Below are 16632 nucleotides of genomic sequence, written 5' to 3' on the forward strand. Positions count from 1 at the left end.
CCAAGCGGTCTTCCTTGAAATCGTGGCCTGCAGGGCGGAGATCCCTTCATCGGGACCTCCGGGACTGTCAGGCGCTTGAAATCACATACCGCGGTTCATCATCCGCTTCTTCATCATGCGGCGCTTCATCATTTGCTTCCGCATCATGCGCTTCTTCATCATCATCCGGTCGCTCTGCATCATGCGGACCTGGGTGACGCCGCTCTCGGACTGGCGGCCGTTGACGGACATCGGGGCGGCGCTGGCCGAACCGGTCACGAATGCGATGCCGCCAAGGGCGGTCAATGCGGTGAGGGCGAGTGTGAACTTCTTCATGCAAGATCTCCTGTAGCGCTGAATGCCATATTCAACCTTCGTCACAACAGAAATTTTCCGGCATTGTTCCGATATATAAAGTCTCGTCAATTGATGGTTATTTGCCTTTCGGCCAAGCGGTAGCGTGTACCTAAGCAGAGCCTTCGGCACGAACGTTCTTGGGTCGTCTGTAGGCGGTACGACATCCGCTGATTTTGAGTTTCAGTTTTTCACACCGGCGGTCAGGATGCCGCGCATTCTCACCCGCCCCGGCCATCGGGGAATGCCATACCAAGTAGCTGCAAGCGGACCTTCCGACCTTCCGCATTGGGTCGGGAGCACGCGGCGCGAGGACTTCCGCTTCTTACGACCGCCGTCCAGAAGCGGACCGGCGGGAAACCACCCCAAGCCGTTGTTCCACCTTCGCTCCATGCCGTAAGACCTCAGGATCCCCACAAGGTCATGCCTCGCCCCAGATCGCGCGGACCCGCGCCACAGCTGGGCGCGCGGTCATCCGCTCGTAGTGTCCGGCAAGGTTGGGCGGGAGTGGGATGCCTTGCTGCGGCGCCCAGCGTGTCGCGTAGAACAGTGCGGTGTCGCCGATCGTGAACGCATCGCCCGCCACGTAGGCGCGCCCTGCCATCTGCTGATCGAGGATGATTAAAGCCGCGTCGATGATCGAGCGGCCCTGCTCCTTCACCGAAGCCTGCCCGAGTTTGAGCGTCTGGTGCAGCGCGTCCTGCGGCTCGTAGTTCTCCGTCTTGAACAGGCGCCCGAACCCCTGCAGGTGCAGCGTGCCGACAGCGTAATCCATCACCTCGATGCCCCAGCGCTCAGCCTCGGGGTCAGCGGGGATCAGCCCTTTATCGGGGTTCGTGCGGGCCAGCCACGTGGCGATGGCGCCATATTCGGTCATCACTGTCCCGTCGTCGCGGACGAGGGTGGGGACCTTGCCCTTCGGGTTGATCGCCTTGAACAGTTCCTGCTCGGCCTCGCCGCCGGCCACATCCATCTTTACGCTCTCGTAGGGGGTGCCGATCTCCTCCAGCAGAATGTGGATACCGATCGCGCAGGTATGGGGTCCCCAATAAAATTTCATCGTATCTCCAGTATATTGGATGATTGGGGGCGCGGTCTCGACGGGAGGCTGCCTGTCGCGGGCAATCCGTGTGTCCCGAAGCCGCGCGCGTCGTGCTCGGTCGGGAAAGCGGATGCGTCGCGAGGTGGTTCCCGCACCGACATGGCTGTCTGGTCCCCAACGTGTCGCCCAGCGGCGCCTGGTTCCGGGACGCAGACCTCACACTCTGGCCGGTCGAGGTATGCGTGAAATCGTCGACTGCTCCAGGCCGCGCGGATCTCTGCTTCCCTGATCCGACGTTCCGAAAGCGGACCAGGAAAATCAACGGAAGCGGTCATTCGGCTTGCGACCCAACCCAGCCGCTCGTGTCGTATTGGGCGCCTCCCATAAGCAGCCATTCTTGGGTCGTCCGGCAACTTCGGCTTGGGGAGGTGAGCGGTCATTGGCTGGACCACCAGACGATCCTTTTAACAGCTAACTGCTCCCCGTAAGTCGGCGAAGCGAGCGCTCAGGCACCCCATCTGCCTTTCAAAGAATAGCTTGGTGTCAGATCGGCATCCGATAGCCGTAGAACTCGTGGTCCTCGTTGTAGCCGCCCTGTCCAGCGCCAAGATCGGCGAAGTCGTGGACGAATTCGATCGCGGTGATCCATTTCACCATCTTGAAGCCCAGCTCGTTCTCGCAGCGCAGGCGCAGCGGCGCACCGTGCAGCACGCTGACCGGAGCACCGTTCATCTCGTAGGCCAGGATGGTCAGCGCGTGGTGCATGTTGTGCATCCGGTGCGTGTCGTAGTAACGCCCCCCTTCGCCACCCTCGGCGAACGAGTAGAACACGGCATAACGGGCCTCGGCAGTGGGCTGCACGAGATCAAGGATGTGCTGCATCGGCACGCCGCCCCACTTGGCGACACCCGACCATCCTTGGATGCAGAAATGCGTGGTGATCTGCTCCTGCTTCGGCATCGCCCTGAGGTCGGCGAGCGAGAACTCCTGTGGTCGATCGACCAGCCCGTCCACCCGCAGCCGATAGTCCACAAAATTGCCGGCGACCTGGGCGTCGAACTCGGCGGAGGCGGGCATGGTGCCGTTCGGCCAGAAATATGGCGATATGTCCGCCTCGGTGAGTTCGGACCGCGGGTCCCACCACTCGGCCAGGCCCTTAATCCAGCCGATCATGGACTTACCGACGTGCTGCACCTGCCGCGCGTAGCGGATCGTTACCGGCGAGGCGGCCGCCCAAGCCGCGGCCACCACCAACATCGCCAGCACGAAGGGCAGGAAGCCCGACCACGAGGCGTTCTGCACGCCAGCGAACATGTGGTTGGTATTCTCGCGCAGGCTGGTGACGAACACCATGACGCCGTGCGCCAGGATGAACAGCACGAACCAGGAGAAGGACAGGAAGTGGATGGACCGCGCCACCTGCCGGTTCAGCACCCGCCCGGTCCAGCCGAGGCGGTTGGAGATCGCCGGGCTTTGCAGCAGGCCGGTGGCGATGGAGACTGGGGCCGCGATGAACACCGTGGCGAAATAGGCCAGTTGCTGTAGGGCGTTGTAGCGGGTCCAGCCCTGGTCTACGGGAAAGTCCAGCGACCCGTACTGGATCGCCGTCGAGATCGCGCTTGGGAACACGTCCCAGGTCAGCGGCACCAGGCGACGCCACTGGTCGGTCGCGAACAGCATCACGTAGAAGACGACGCCGTTCACCGTCCAGAGCATGTTGGTGGAGAAATGCCACCAGCGGGCCAACCCGATGGAGTGGCGCAGCCCTGGAATGCCGAGCCACTTCGGCAGCGTCACGGAGTCGTCTTTGGCGGTCCAGATCCGCCCGGTCGGCACCGGGCGCTGGAAGCGGAACCAGTCCGTGCCTGGCGTGCAATCCCGTTTCCAGTATAGCCGGGGGTGGTCCGCCAGGATCTGGATGCCAGCGCGGATGATGAACATCATGAACAGCATGTTCAGGAAATGCTGTAGCCGCAGCCACCAGGGAAAGCCGGAGTTCACCGAAGGCGCACTCTGCGCGATGCCGGGATGGCGTACGATGAACGCCTTCACGTCCGGATACTCACGCAGGCTCTGTGCAAGGGCGACCACGAGGACGAGAGCGGCGAAGCCGAGTGGCAAGGCCCACAAAGTGCTGACCCAGCGCCGTCCGACGCGGATGCGAGGCACGATGCCTTGCTGTGGCGGCAGCCAATGGCTCAACAGGATGCGATCATCTGCACCACTCAGCTTCGCCGCGAGCGGGTCATGGATCGGCACGACATTGGGTGTATCCGTCATCGGCCTGATCCTGTCTGATGCTGGCCCGCCCGCCATGCTCTGCGCGGTGTGTCTGGTCCTCGGTTGTCGATCGGCAGGCTGACAGGATGGTGAGGCATCCAGCAGACCCATCTCGAACTGAAGTCGATGAAGCCGAATGGGTTGCGTAGGCGGTAACAGACCAGGATCACGCTTCCGTCATAGGCCCAGTCCTGCTGCGCGTCGCGATGGTATGTTGCCATCGAGTTAACGAGGATCTGCATCGGGTCGGGAGCGGGCGCGACGGATGTGTCCGCTTCGTTGCATCCGCCATCCGGAAGCGGACAGTCGGGAAACCACCCCGAGCAGCTCTTCCGATCCCGACCCAACGCGGTCGTTTGATGGCCATTCGGACGATCCCGGAAGCGGACGTGCTGCATCCGACTCAACTTAGACTCCAAGGCCCTCGGATGGCACGGCGGGCTTGCTATTGTCGATAGAGGTATGAGCCTAGGGACTTGTTGATCAAACTTGTCCTAAAAGTTAGCTAGCTGAGGGGGCTTACAGGCCATCGTAGTTATTATCCTCTCCGACGATTCTCGATCGACCTTGTAGCTTCTACCTCCGACAACTTTGTCCTGCTCGTCGAGGAAGAGCAAGCCACCGCAATTTCGAACGTAAGATTGATGCCAGCGTGACCGTAATAACCTCAGTCCAAGACGCTTCGCCTGTTTCCGGAGTTGCTCAAGACGGAGGGTTTCCAGCTAGCTCGGCGTCGATTCGATATCGCGCACGGCAACCTTCTTCATTTCTGTCCGATGCCCGTGGTCCATCGTGCGACCAGCTACGAGCATTCTACGTAGGTGACGGCCAAGTAGTTGTCCCCCCAGCTGGCAGATACGACGTTCCTACCAGCGATAGATTAGGCTTCCGATGACCGTCGCCGGCTGGTTGCGGTTGCAGAAGCCGAACGAGCAGGTCTGGAAGTTGCGATCGAAGATGTTGTAGCCGTTCACCTGCGCACGGAACCCCTTGTAGCGTGGGTCAAGCGCCGCGAAGTCGTAGGCGACCAGTGCGTCGTAGAGCGTCACAGCGGTGTTCCGCACCGTGTTGAGATCGTCCGCGTAGCTCGAACCGATGTAGCGGATGCCGCCGCCGAGCTGGAGGCCGCGTAGAAGTGAGGATGGCGGGAAGGCGTAGGTCAGGAACGAGGCATAGGTGTCGCCGGGGATGCCGGAGACGCGGTTGCCGTTGATCGAGTCCCCGGTCGAGGCGATCGCATTCACGAACCGGAGATCGACATGCGTGTAGGCGACCGTCAGGTTCGTGCCTGGCGCGAGGTTAGCGGTGGCCTCGGCCTCGAAGCCACGGGAGCGCACCGAGCCGCCCGCGGTCTGGAACAGGATGTTCGCCGCGTCGGGGATCAGGATGCTCGATTGGTTGATCTCGAAGCCGGCAAACGCCGTCTGGATGCTGGTGCCGGGGATCAGGTACTTCACGCCCGCCTCGATCTGGTCGCCGGTGGCCGGCTTGAACGCCTGGCCGTTCCGGTCGAGGCCGACCTGGGGCGTGAAGGTGGTAGCGTAGCTGGCATAGGGTACGAGCCCCGGCGCAAGCACGTAGCCGAGGCCGACGCGGCCGGTGAAGGCGTCGTTGTTCTGGCGCGAGACCGCCGTGTCGGGCGACGACCGCGTGTCCTGGAAGACCTGATCGTAGCGCCCGTTCACGGTCAGGATGAAGTTGCCGAACTTGGCCTGGTCCTGCAGGTAGATGCCGACCTGGTCCTGGGTCTGGCGCGCCGCTGCTCCGAGAGATGGCGTCGCGATGAACTGCTGGCCGTAGTTGCGCGTGACGAGGTTCAAGTCCGGCACCGCGACGTTGTCGCCGTAGAAGCTGCCGAACCGGCTGGTCAGGCTGTAGCGGGCGTAATCGACGCCCCCGACCACAGTGTGCGCGACCGGGCCGGTGACGAGATGCGCCTCGATCTGATTGTCCAGGGTCTGCTGGACGAGCCCGGCGCGGAGGTATCCGTTGTCGCGTGCGGCGACGGTACGCTCGGCATTGATGGACGTGATGTCCACGTACTTCGCGCTCAGGTTCAGACCGTAGTTGCGGAAGTTCTGACGGAAGATCAGGTCCGGCGTGAACTTGTGCTCGAAGGCGTAGCCGACCCGGTACTGGGTCTGGTCAAGGCCGGCGAAGCGCGGATCGCCCATGTAGAAGTTCGTCGCCCGGAAGCCGGGGTCGTTGTAGAAGAACGTCGTCGCCGGCGTGTTGGTGATCTGGAACTCGCTCAGGAACGTGAACGTGGTGTCGGCTGACGGCTTCCATGTGAAGGCGGGCGCGATATTGAACTGGTCGTCGTTCGTGCCAAGGCCAATGAACGAGCCGGCCTCGCGGCGTACGCCGGTGAGGCGGTAGGCCATCGTTCCGTCAGAACCCGCGAGGGGTCCGCCGACGTCGAAGTTGCCCTGGAAGCGATCGAAGCTGCCGGCCTGGAATTGCACCTCGCCGAACGGGACGAAGACGGGGCGCTTGCTCGTGATATCGAGGATGCCGCCTGGCGATCCGAGGCCGTAGAGGCCGGAGGCCGGGCCGCGCAGGATCGTCAGCGCCTCGGCACCGTAAGGCTCGCTCTTCGGGTAGGCGAAACCGCTGCCGATCACCCGCAGGCCGTCGCGGTAAATGCCCTGGTTGGTCAGCACGTCGAAGCCGCGGATGAAGATCTGATCGAACCGGGAGTCGAAGCCCGACCGCGCGGAAATAGCGCCCGGGACGTAGTTGATGGCGTCGCTGAAAGTCTGGACGTTGCGATCGTTGAGCTGCTCGCGGGTGACGACGGAGACCGATTGCGGAACCTCGATCAACGGGGTGTTGGTCTTTGTCGCCGCCGTCGCGACCCGAGCGGTGTAGCCGGAAATACCGGAGGGTCCGCCGCCGCCGCCGCTGGTCGCCGCAGTACCACCATCGCCGGCACTGAGGTTGGGTCCGCCTGCGCTGGGCGACGGAGATAAATTGCCCGGCGCTGCGGCTTCGACAGAAAGCTGATCAAGTTGCACGGCAGCATCTTGAGCCGCTGTGGGTCCTGCAATTGCGGTCGTGGCGAGGAGCAGAGCGATAAGGGGAGATCGATGGGACATAAGCGACGCCGACACGCGCCAATTGCGGCGCAACGTCGTCTTCTTTGCCATCCATGGAATAGTATGCAAGTCGGAAACGTGTTGATTATCACACACTTATAGCGATTCAAATCTGAAGTTATTCTAAGCTGGCGATGCAGAACGTTCACTCATGCACAGCGCGCCCGGTACCCAATGGAGACATTTAGCCTTTGCAGACTGAAAGCGGGCGTGCGGGAAACCACCCCGAGCAGTCATCCTGCTTCCAACTCAACTCGGCCGCTGAGACCTTTGCGGTCGCTCTCCTGAAGCGGGTGTCCGTTGACCGTCCAGCAACTTCGGCTCGGGATGGGAATCAAACGATCAATCTTGGACGGTTAACATTTTTGACATCCAAATGAGCGAATGCCCCGGTGGAATATCGGGTACGCGGCATACCTCAGCGTAACCGAGCTTTTTGTAAAAATCCGGTGCCTGGAAAGTTACAGTCGCCAATCGTATTCTGATACATCCATTTTTGCGCGCTGTACCCTCAGCTTCGGCCATTAATCGTGTTCCAATCCCAGTCCGGCGATGGTCCTTACTCACCCAAAGTATTGCTACATAGAACCAATCCCATTGGATAAAGCCCTGGATACCGCCTGTAATTATTCCGTTTTCATTTTTACATACAATCCACATTGGTTTTGATGGATCAGGGCCGACACATGCTTCATTATATTCATTGAGGCCGTGCTCGATGGTTTTTGAGGTCGTTTCATCAACCTCATCACTTACAATTATTCGCTCAATCATTTCTATCGTCCGCCGCGTCGACTGCGGCAGAAACCAGATGATGCTACAGATACGTGCGCCGCAATTGACAGCATAGCACTGTGAAATGGCATGTCCGCAACGGGTCGCGAGCAGAACCCGTGGCGATGCCCGCTTTGATGCATCCGACGTCCAGGAGCGGATCGGCGGCTTTCCACCCGGGTCGGTCATAGGCTATCGCGGCTTTTCAACCTTCCCTTAGCACCCGATAGACCTGCATACGCGAGCAATTAAGTGTGCGTGCGATGGCTGCCGGGCCGGCACCGTCGGCATGGAGTGCCCTGATCCGCTCGTGGTCCAACCGGCGCGTACCGCCCGCGTAAATGCCCTCCGCCTTGGCGCGCTCAATGCCCTCGCGTTGGCGCTCCTTGATGAAGCGGCGCTCCATCTGAGCCACCATGCCGAGCACGGTGAGCACCAAGTGCCCCATTTCCCCTCGTGTTGAGACATGCGGGTCAAGCACGGTAACAAAGGCAGCACGCTGCTCGGCCTCGTGGATCAAATTCAGCACGTCGCGGGTGTCACGCCCGAGCCGATCAAGGCGGGTAACGACGAGTTCGTCGCCGGGCCGCAGGAACTCGATCACAGTCGCCAGTTCGACCCGACCCTCGCGCGAGCCGCCTGAAACTTTCTCAGCGCGAACGATGCCACAGCCTTCGGCCTTCAGCCGAGCAAGCTGGGTATCAAGATCCTGATCGAGGGTACTGACGCGGGCGTAGCCGATACGGGCCATGGGGTGTCACCTCAGGTTTTAGGCCCAAGGTAAGTACCGTAACGCTGAATAGTCCTGTCAACCCCAATGTGACGCCCGCAGCTGAGCAAGAGTGACGTCACGCAGGGGTATACCCTGCTGGGGCGCCCTGGCCAGCAACACTCGGCGTTATCGGATAACTCGCGTTGTACCTATCTCCCCTTACAGAAATTACTTATCGCCACCGCGCAAGCGCTCCGCAGTCCGAAGGTGGGACCGGACCAAGCTGCTGGCTTCGGCAATGTTGATAGACCAATGATCAACCAAACCAATTTTTGTTCAGCTCCGCACGCGATAAGTCGCACGCCCGATGGGTCTGAGTTCAATCAGCATGAGGGCGTAAAAATACGCGAGGGTCGGTGAGCCTTTGATATGACGCCCACCACAAGCCGGGATTCAAATGCGGCCGAAGGAAAGTAAGTTGCCGAAAGTCTTTACGGATGGGCGAGCGCGCTGCGGACCAAAATTGGTCTTTAAGAGATCGCCATACTAATCGAGAGGACAGCTGCTGGGAGGCCCCAGGGCGTTCTGGCACCTGAAGACTCGGTTCCTAGAGCACGGCCGCCATCACAACTTCAACAAAGGAAGACGGTAGTAGCCTATTTGAACGCAGAACGATCGACCGCCATCTCGTTACATCCATTCGAGGGTCGTCAATTCAGAGACCCCATAGCTCAGGCCGTTGTAAGCAAGTGTGTATTCCATCCAAGGTCGCCGATTTGCTTAAGACAAGCACGTGCAAAAGATGAGAACGGGGCAGCAGCATTTATCTGCTGTCCAATCTGGTTAATTAGCTGGTCATAATCATCTTCTTGCTTAGGAGTTAGGATACCATTCGCCTCACGTTCAGCCTCGAGTTCCTCTACACGTCTGACCGAATGCCGAATCGCAACATAGAGATCATGCCTATCCCGAATGAGAGTTCCTTCATTAAGATGGAAAAGTTCGATTGACTTTTTAGCTCGGCAGTTTTTCAGCTGATGCTGGTGTGAGGTAAAGCGCTCAACTAATTTTCCGTCTTCGACTGCGTAATCGAGAAGTTGTACGTCGGCACTGAGGCAGGGGTCAATTAAAGTTGGCCGCTCCCCGTCCGTTGGAGCCGCAGCCGTATCTGGAACCCGAGTAGCTTCATCGATTAAGGGAAACAAGCTCCCCTTGCCTTGGACGTTCTGCTCACGCGAGTCGGTACGGCGCTTGTTGATTAGCGAGTACGCAAGCCTAAAATTTCTCCACTCAAAAGCTAGCCACCAATAGCCTTTGTGCGGAAGCGCCGATCCGCTAACCCTATTTTTAGGTCGAAAGTGATCTACTTCAAGCTCAGTTACCGCAATCCGTTTTTCAGAGTACCAACATTTCTGATGCGAAAGTTGCGCCATAGCGGCTTTCACGCCGCTCCAAATTTGCCCGTTACCTTTTATAAACTCACTTCGGTCCTCCGGCGCCTGAGCCGACAGGCCGGTCAGAGCGTCGGATGCTTCAGTCAGCCACGTATCAGTTATGTGGCCTAAAAGATCGCCATTCCTGATATGCCTCATACGTCACGCCGCGCTTTGACTCGTTGAAGTGCTTCTGCTGCCCTTCGGCGACGCTGCTCGAGCGCATCCGCACTGAGGACAACTTCACCGAGTTCGGGCTCATTCATTTCGATATCGGCCATGGCACGGACAAAATCAGCATAAAGGGGGTCATTGACTGATTTCGTGAAATCCAAGCTTTTGATTTTTGTGTTCAGCTCGAGCAGGCGCCCCTCCTCTTGAGGGGTCCTAGAAGAAAGTGCCCCAAGCTGCCTCTTCTCGTCTAAGAGTTTGAGAGACGCCCGATCCAATGATGATCGCAACCCGAAGAAGTCGCTCGTGAGAATAGCGGAAAAACCCATCCCCTTCGGACTTGAGGAAGGGTGTTCTGCCTCGATTTCCCGTTCGGCTATACGCCGCCGGAGTATGATAACCTCGTTTTTTTCTAAGCCCGCGAACACAAGCGGGCTGTGCGTAGTCATTATAATCTGACTCTTCGTAAGACCCCCACCGTATTGGGTCAAGATATCAAGATAGTCAAGACACCATGCCGGATTTAAATGGGTATCGGGCTCGTCCAGCAGAAACAATGATTCGTCTTGATTAGTGAATCGAAGCAACCCAAGGACCGTGAGCAATTGTTGCTCGCCTTCGCTGAGATCAGTAAAATTTAATAGCTGTTCACTGCCGCTCACCCGGAACCGTATGCGTACTTCGTGAAGCAGGTCGCTTAAAACAGTGCTCTCGAGACGCTTGAATAATTCTTTCTGGTCGATCCCGGCCGCCAAGCTGATTAGGTCAGCTGCACTCTTTACATAGCAGTATCGGCGTTCCTTTGTGCGGTGCCGGCGAATACCGAAAGGCACCCGTTCCGTCGTCTGCATAGGGGCAACGGCTACGCGATGCAGCTCGCCGAGTAGCCGCTTAACCGTCCCAGTCGCCCACCAGTACCTCTTATCGCCTCGTTCCTGAACTTGAGGGGACGGATCGCGAGAATGCCAGTGGGGCTCTTGGAGAATGAAGAGAACCGACTCCAAGCCTTCGATCCCGAGCTGATCTAATAGAAACTTCCTTATTTCAGGGTCATTTTTTGCATAGAAGGCAAGCAAAACGAACTGACTATGCCAATCCTCTGCCAGGAAGAGTGGCCGTATAGTCTCTTCTTCGCCTGCAATCAATTCGTCGCGGTACTTTTCTGTATGATCAACAAATAAATCGCGTAGCCTTCGAGAGGTTCCAGAGTAGTATCCAAAAACATGCTTAGGCAGGATACGGATCTGGTCATTCAGTCTGTAAAACGCTGCCTCGGACATCTCCTCGAATGCAGATGTATCCCAAGCGCTGCTTTCAGGCTGATCGATCTCCGTTGTCGCTTCGGAGGTCCCTTCTACTCGCTTGATATAATAGACCATTTTAAGTAGCGAGATCGCAAGCTCATCCGAAGCCGCCTCCACATCGATTATATAATTATTGCACGAGTATCGTATACGGTACGCAAATGTAGGCTTGACGCGCAAATCCAGCTGTCGAAAAATGCTGGTCAGAGCCTCTAGGATGTTTGTCTTCCCAACGCCGTTTCGACCGATGAGAACCGTCCGAGGGCTATCTTCATCGAAATCAATAAGAAAATTGCGCAGATTTCGGTAGGCCGGTAGATGAAGCTTGTCGACTCGCATATTAAACAACCATCAACACAGGCCAATCTTCGGCAGATCTTTGCTCACGAAGCTCACCTTTATCAATGGCTGCGGCGAGCACTTTGAAAAAAATCTCTACATCTTGCAGGCCGTAGCCTGCCTCACCAAAAAGGCGGAGCGGCTCAAGTCCGTCAGAATGCTCCTGAAGCACTTCAATCAGGTCGCGCTTGGGCGAAGCGTGGGTGTTTGGCCGAGGTTTTGTCGATGTCACTGCCCTACGTCTCCCCGATGAAGAGGTCGATTGAACGACGCTGCTTTTGATATGCGAACGCCGTGCGACTGCAACGGCTTGATCGCCTGGGTCCTTCAATTCACCGAAACCGCTAAGAACCCGGAGCAAAACATTTGCCCATAGGGTTTCCAGAGATGCTTGTAAGATCTCAAACTTTCGCTTTAAAGCAGTGATCGCGGTCCTACGATGTGCAATATTTTGTAATAACCAATTCATTTCGTGCAGCGGAGCGATCGGAATCGGAGCTAAAGCCAGTCGCGACAAGTTGAGTGTATCACGCGCTACTCCGCGCGCGCTCTGTGCCAACCAAACTTGCAGAGACGGTGATTGCAAAGACAGCGCGATCCATTGTGAGAATTCGACTCGAACAGGGGTGATTTTAGCAAGTGCGCGAGCAATATTAGCTTGCGCTAGGGTGTCGGGCACAACGGCTACCCGTCCAATGGTGCCGACGAGAGAAACTAAAACGTCGCCACCCTGAACACGAGACCGAGCATGCCGCTCATCGACAGAAGGATCGATACGGCGCATGTTATTCGAATTGATTCCGTGCTCATCCAAGTCCTGCACGCGAACTAAAAGCGCCCCTTCTTCGACGTTATCCCCAGGCTGGACGACACCGTAGCACAGGGGATGAAGGGGAGACGTCAATTGATCGATACTCATCCAACTCCAGCTATGCGGAAGTTTGGTTGGATTGTTGGGTTCGGCAGGCGGTGCAGGCTTAATATAGATTTGACGGGAGCTAGGCTGTCTAGACGATGCGAGCGATTCGTTTATGACTTGGATCCATTGTACCTCGCGCGCCTCAAGCACGTCCTTGAATAAAGCTTCGCCATCTTCTCCATTAGGAAGGGCAGCTCTAAAGCTTGCGCTCATACTACCATCAAACGCTGCGGTCAGAAGAGCTCTTTCATAATCCCCAAAGAGGTTGATTCCTTTGAGCAGGTGACCGCGCAGACCTTCGACCTTATGTCGTAGGACATTCAGCGCGCGGACAATGAGGCGTTGCTCCTCGAGAGGTGGCACAGTGATCGTCATATCGAGCAACTGGTCGCTTCGGACACGTGGCATCCGCGCGCCCGACATGAGTTGAGCGACCTCGCTTCTATGCCCAGGACCAAGAAGCACCTCGCGAAGGAATTCTGGGTCGATTGCCTCGCTCGTCTTAAGTGGCCATAGTTCGGTTGCGGCAATACCATCGAAGGGAGCGATTACCACCTTCTGCAAATACGGCCTTAGGCGACCATATAGAATATCGCCTTTCTCAAAGGAAATTTTCATGCTACCGATTTCACGACCGCGCGTCTTTTCCATTTTCAGAAGACGTCCGGTTCCCGCCTCAATATTCTCTAGGCTTATGTAATTATATTCATGGTCAGGAGTTCCGCCAGGATCGATTTGTCGGCCTGTTGGAAACACCAGCTCTCTAAGCTGCATAACTTTCCAGTTCACTGGTATCTTAGGCGACGAAATCATTAGGCTTACTTCTGAGGCTCGGTTTGCAGCTGTTCCACAAGCTGCTCAAAATCGTCAAACGCAGCATGTAGAACTTCGCGGATTTGGTTTGCAATTTCGTCTATGTCCGCTACAGCATCGCTATTCCCGTGCTTGTCTTCTATCAGCCACGTCATAGCGAGATCGAAATTTCTCTGTTCAATATATGACCGGGAAAATCGTCGAAAACGTCCGCTCTCGCCCTGATCGTTCCGATCGCTGCTTCCATCTGGCGCTGATCCGTAAGCTGCTTCAAACTCTGCAAAATGCTCACGCCCTAGAGGCGTGCGCTTACCAAAATTCGGCAAGTTCGCACGCATGTCGTAGAGCCATACATTTTGTGTCCCACGAGCGTCTTTAACAAAAAACAAAACACATGTAGTCACATTTGCGTAAAATATACCATCAGGCAGGCGCAAGATAGTGTGTAAGTTGCACGTGTCGATCAACTCGCGCCTGATTGATTTTCCGATATTACCTTCATAAAGTACGCTGTCCGGTACAACGACGGCAGCCCGCCCCCCCGGCTTCAAGCTGAGGATAATGTGTTGAAGAAAGGCGAGCTGTTTGTTCGATGTCGGATAGGCCAAGTCTCGTCTACCCGGCAGTCCGCCGCCGCGCTTATTGCCAAATGGAGGATTGGTGAGAATGATGTCTGCAGGAGGAATGCGGGCTGCACCGCTTGCAGAAAGACTGTCTTCGTGAAGAAATTCCCCCGCCATGCCGTGCAGTATCGCATTCATCAATAGGAGCCGATGGGTATCTTGTACTAGCTCTACGCCTACAAAAAACGGATTAGCAACAGATTGCTTTGAGCGAATTTTTATGTACTCATTTGCGACAACTAGAAATCCTCCCGTTCCCGCCGCGGGGTCGTGAATTACGTCTTTCGCTTCCGGCCGAATGACTTCAACGATAGCCTCAATCAGTGGTCGTGGTGTAAAGTATTGCCCGGCGCCACTTTTCTTCTCGCTTGCATTCTTTTCCAATAAGCCCTCGTAAATGTCACCTAATCCCTCGCGCCCGATGCTATACCAATCAATTTCGTCGATTTTGGCAACAAGGGTCGAGAGACTTTCTGGGTGACGGAGTAGTGAAGTCGGATTGGCAAAAATTGTTCTGATGGTCTCGTTATTCGAAGTACCCAAGACCACTAACTGACGTCGATAGAAGTCAAACTGTTCGCTTACCGGCACTTTGAATAAGTCAATCCATCGATAACCGGATGGTATGTGTTCTTCGGCTTCGATTTCCCGAGCCATCTTTAGAAAAAGTAGGTATGCCAGTTCGTTGACATACTGATGATATGTAATTCCATCGTCCCTTAGAACGTTGCATAATCCCCATAGCTTCTGAACGATATCTTGGTTGCCCATCCCAAGCTTCCGCATACCGGCAGCGCCCTTCGCCGCATTCCGACCATTCGTAGAGGAAAGAGGCTCACATGGACATGGGTGCAATGGCTCCGCCTGTGCGGAAAGCCTAGCTCCGTCACCCGCATGCCGCATGACCGACCGTCGAGGCGTAAGTCTATCGCTGGCCGCGAAAGCCTAAAGAACGCCCTTCTCGGACGCGTTCGCGCACCAGCTCGTCGCCAGGGGGATACCTCAGCACTTTGATTGAGTGCGAGCCACGAACTACGAACCGATGGGGTACTTACTCTACTCCGCGACGGTCACGCTCGTCGGCGTGCAGGTCCGATTCGTTGCGGACAGGAGGCCCAACGGCATGGACAGCTTCAATAGATGCGACTGAATCGTCTTCCCAGCCCGGGGGCAGCCCCGCGGCGGGCCGTTAGGCCTCTGTTTCTGGCGGCCTGCGTCGTCGCGTCCCGGTATGCGTGTGACCGAGGGACTGACGCCTGAAATTGGCGGGCCGCGAGTCCAAACGAGTCGAGGAGACCGCAGCCTCTCCATCCGCTGGACATTATGACCTTTGGTGCTTTGGCATTCGTGTCGGATTATTATGAAGACAAGCATGGACTCATCCTTTAGATGAATGAAGCCCGGGGGGTAAGCCGCCTATGACTAAGTTGTACCGCAGCACCGACAAGGGTCTTGAGGCAGTAGCACCGGGCCGCCTTACGTCAGAGGACATGATTGAGGGCTGGGTAGCGGCCAACCCAGGCTTACTGGGTCTCGATGTCCTCGTCATCGGCCGCCAAGTCGTTACCGATCACAACGGTCGCATCGATCTCCTCGGTATCGACAGCGAGGGCAATCTCGCGGTCATGGAGCTTAAGCGTGCGATGACGCCGCGCGAGATCGTCGCTCAGGTGCTCGACTACGCCAGTTGGGTGGCAACGCGCACGACGGCGGACGTCCACGCATTGGCTCAGAAGTACCTTCAACGGCCCCTGAGCGCAGCCTTCGTCGACAGGTTCGGTGAAGCTCTCCCCGAGCGATTGAACGCCTCTCATTCAATGGTCATCGTCGCAAGCGCCCTTGATCCGTCCTCGCAGCGAATCGTGAGATACCTCTCACAGGTGCACGGCGTCGGGATCAATACGGCCTTCTTCACCGTTTTCGAGCACGGTGGCGAGACCCTCCTCACGACGGATTGGTTCCTGGATCAAGAAGAGGTCGTCGCTCGGTCCGAGGCGAAGGTGCGGGCGCCTTGGCAGGGTCTATGGTACGTCAACGTTGGACAGGGCCCTCATCGCAACTGGGACGACATGCGGAAATACGGCTTCGTGTCCGCGGGGGGCGGCTCGCAATGGTCGGGTCCGTTAAGGAACTTGGAGCCCGGCGCCCCCATCGCTGCCTACCAGAAATCCGCGGGGTACGTCGGGTACGGGATCGTGACTACAGCACCCGTGATGGCGCGGGACTTCATTACCCCGCATGGCCCCATTCTCGACCAGCAACTCGTCCAGCCGAACCTTAGCCGAGACCGTGACGATGCCGAGCGCGCCGAGTACGTCGTCGGTGTGGACTGGCAGTCGGCGGTCACGGTGGCAGAAGCCCGGACATTCCCAGGAGCGTTCTCGAACCAGCATATCGTGTGCCGTCTTCGGCATTCAGAGACTGTCGAGTTCCTCCGCCAGAATTTTGGCATCCAGCTCCCGAGCCAAGCACCATGACCCTCGCCGCGGTGTGTCCTCCGGGGGCGGACGTGTGGTAGCGCGAGGTGGCACTGGGCGTGTGTCAACTGCCTCAAGCAGGGCAGCCGCATCATTTGCGGGGCCGCCAGAATGGATCCCAGTGGGCCCCGGGCTGCTCAATACAGTAGCCGTCGCGAGGGCCATAAAGAGAGAGGCGCGCCGGGCACGGTAGCGGATTCCATCCCCCCCACATTAATCCCAGTTCTGATATCGTCACATGTCCAGCACGGCAGTTTCTGGGTGCGTACGGCCGAGGCTACAAATGCTAAGCCGAGCGACCGATCCTGTGGAAA

The 16632-nt window shown here is 57.4% G+C and carries 11 protein-coding genes; 1 reads left to right on the plus strand and 10 read right to left on the minus strand.

Annotated features, from left to right (window positions below; translation table 11 throughout):
* Positions 1-81: 81 nt before the first annotated feature.
* From MKK70_RS27360 to MKK70_RS27405, 10 genes are all read right to left on the minus strand, one after another.
* Complete coding sequence (locus MKK70_RS27360) at positions 82-360, minus strand: hypothetical protein (RefSeq protein ID WP_243951081.1); 279 nt, start codon at positions 358-360, stop codon at positions 82-84.
* 394 nt (positions 361-754) lie between these two features.
* On the minus strand, positions 755-1393 hold the full coding sequence (locus MKK70_RS27365) for a glutathione S-transferase family protein (RefSeq protein WP_243951082.1): 639 nt from the start codon (positions 1391-1393) through the stop codon (positions 755-757).
* A 525-nt stretch (positions 1394-1918) separates the two neighbouring features.
* Positions 1919-3655, minus strand: a complete 1737-nt coding sequence (locus MKK70_RS27370) for a molybdopterin-dependent oxidoreductase (protein ID WP_243951084.1) — start codon at positions 3653-3655, stop codon at positions 1919-1921.
* Between the two features lie 866 nt (positions 3656-4521).
* A complete protein-coding gene (locus tag MKK70_RS27375) occupies positions 4522-6753 on the minus strand; it encodes a TonB-dependent siderophore receptor (protein ID WP_243951085.1) in 2232 nt (743 codons plus the stop codon).
* Between the two features lie 342 nt (positions 6754-7095).
* Entirely contained in the window at positions 7096-7716 is a 621-nt protein-coding gene (locus MKK70_RS27380; protein WP_243951087.1) for a GNAT family N-acetyltransferase, read from the minus strand.
* A 16-nt stretch (positions 7717-7732) separates the two neighbouring features.
* The gene (locus tag MKK70_RS27385; protein ID WP_243951090.1) at positions 7733-8278 is read right to left on the minus strand and encodes a recombinase family protein; all 546 of its coding nucleotides are present in this window, start codon (positions 8276-8278) and stop codon (positions 7733-7735) included.
* Between the two features lie 692 nt (positions 8279-8970).
* A complete protein-coding gene (locus MKK70_RS27390) occupies positions 8971-9831 on the minus strand; it encodes a hypothetical protein (protein WP_243951092.1) in 861 nt (286 codons plus the stop codon).
* Entirely contained in the window at positions 9828-11486 is a 1659-nt protein-coding gene (locus tag MKK70_RS27395; RefSeq protein WP_243951093.1) for an AAA family ATPase, read from the minus strand. Before MKK70_RS27395 ends, MKK70_RS27390 begins: the two co-directional genes overlap by 4 nt.
* Before the next feature lies 1 nt (position 11487).
* On the minus strand, positions 11488-13194 hold the full coding sequence (locus MKK70_RS27400) for a restriction endonuclease subunit S (RefSeq protein WP_243951095.1): 1707 nt from the start codon (positions 13192-13194) through the stop codon (positions 11488-11490).
* 29 nt (positions 13195-13223) lie between these two features.
* Complete coding sequence (locus tag MKK70_RS27405) at positions 13224-14612, minus strand: N-6 DNA methylase (RefSeq protein WP_243951096.1); 1389 nt, start codon at positions 14610-14612, stop codon at positions 13224-13226.
* 719 nt (positions 14613-15331) lie between these two features.
* Between MKK70_RS27405 and MKK70_RS27410 the strand changes: the two genes are divergently transcribed.
* The gene (locus MKK70_RS27410; protein ID WP_243951098.1) at positions 15332-16318 is read left to right on the plus strand and encodes a hypothetical protein; all 987 of its coding nucleotides are present in this window, start codon (positions 15332-15334) and stop codon (positions 16316-16318) included.
* The last annotated feature ends 314 nt before the right edge of the window (positions 16319-16632 follow it).

The sequence above is a fragment of the Methylobacterium sp. E-041 genome, from assembly GCF_022829665.1.
In the GTDB taxonomy this organism is placed as follows: domain Bacteria; phylum Pseudomonadota; class Alphaproteobacteria; order Rhizobiales; family Beijerinckiaceae; genus Methylobacterium.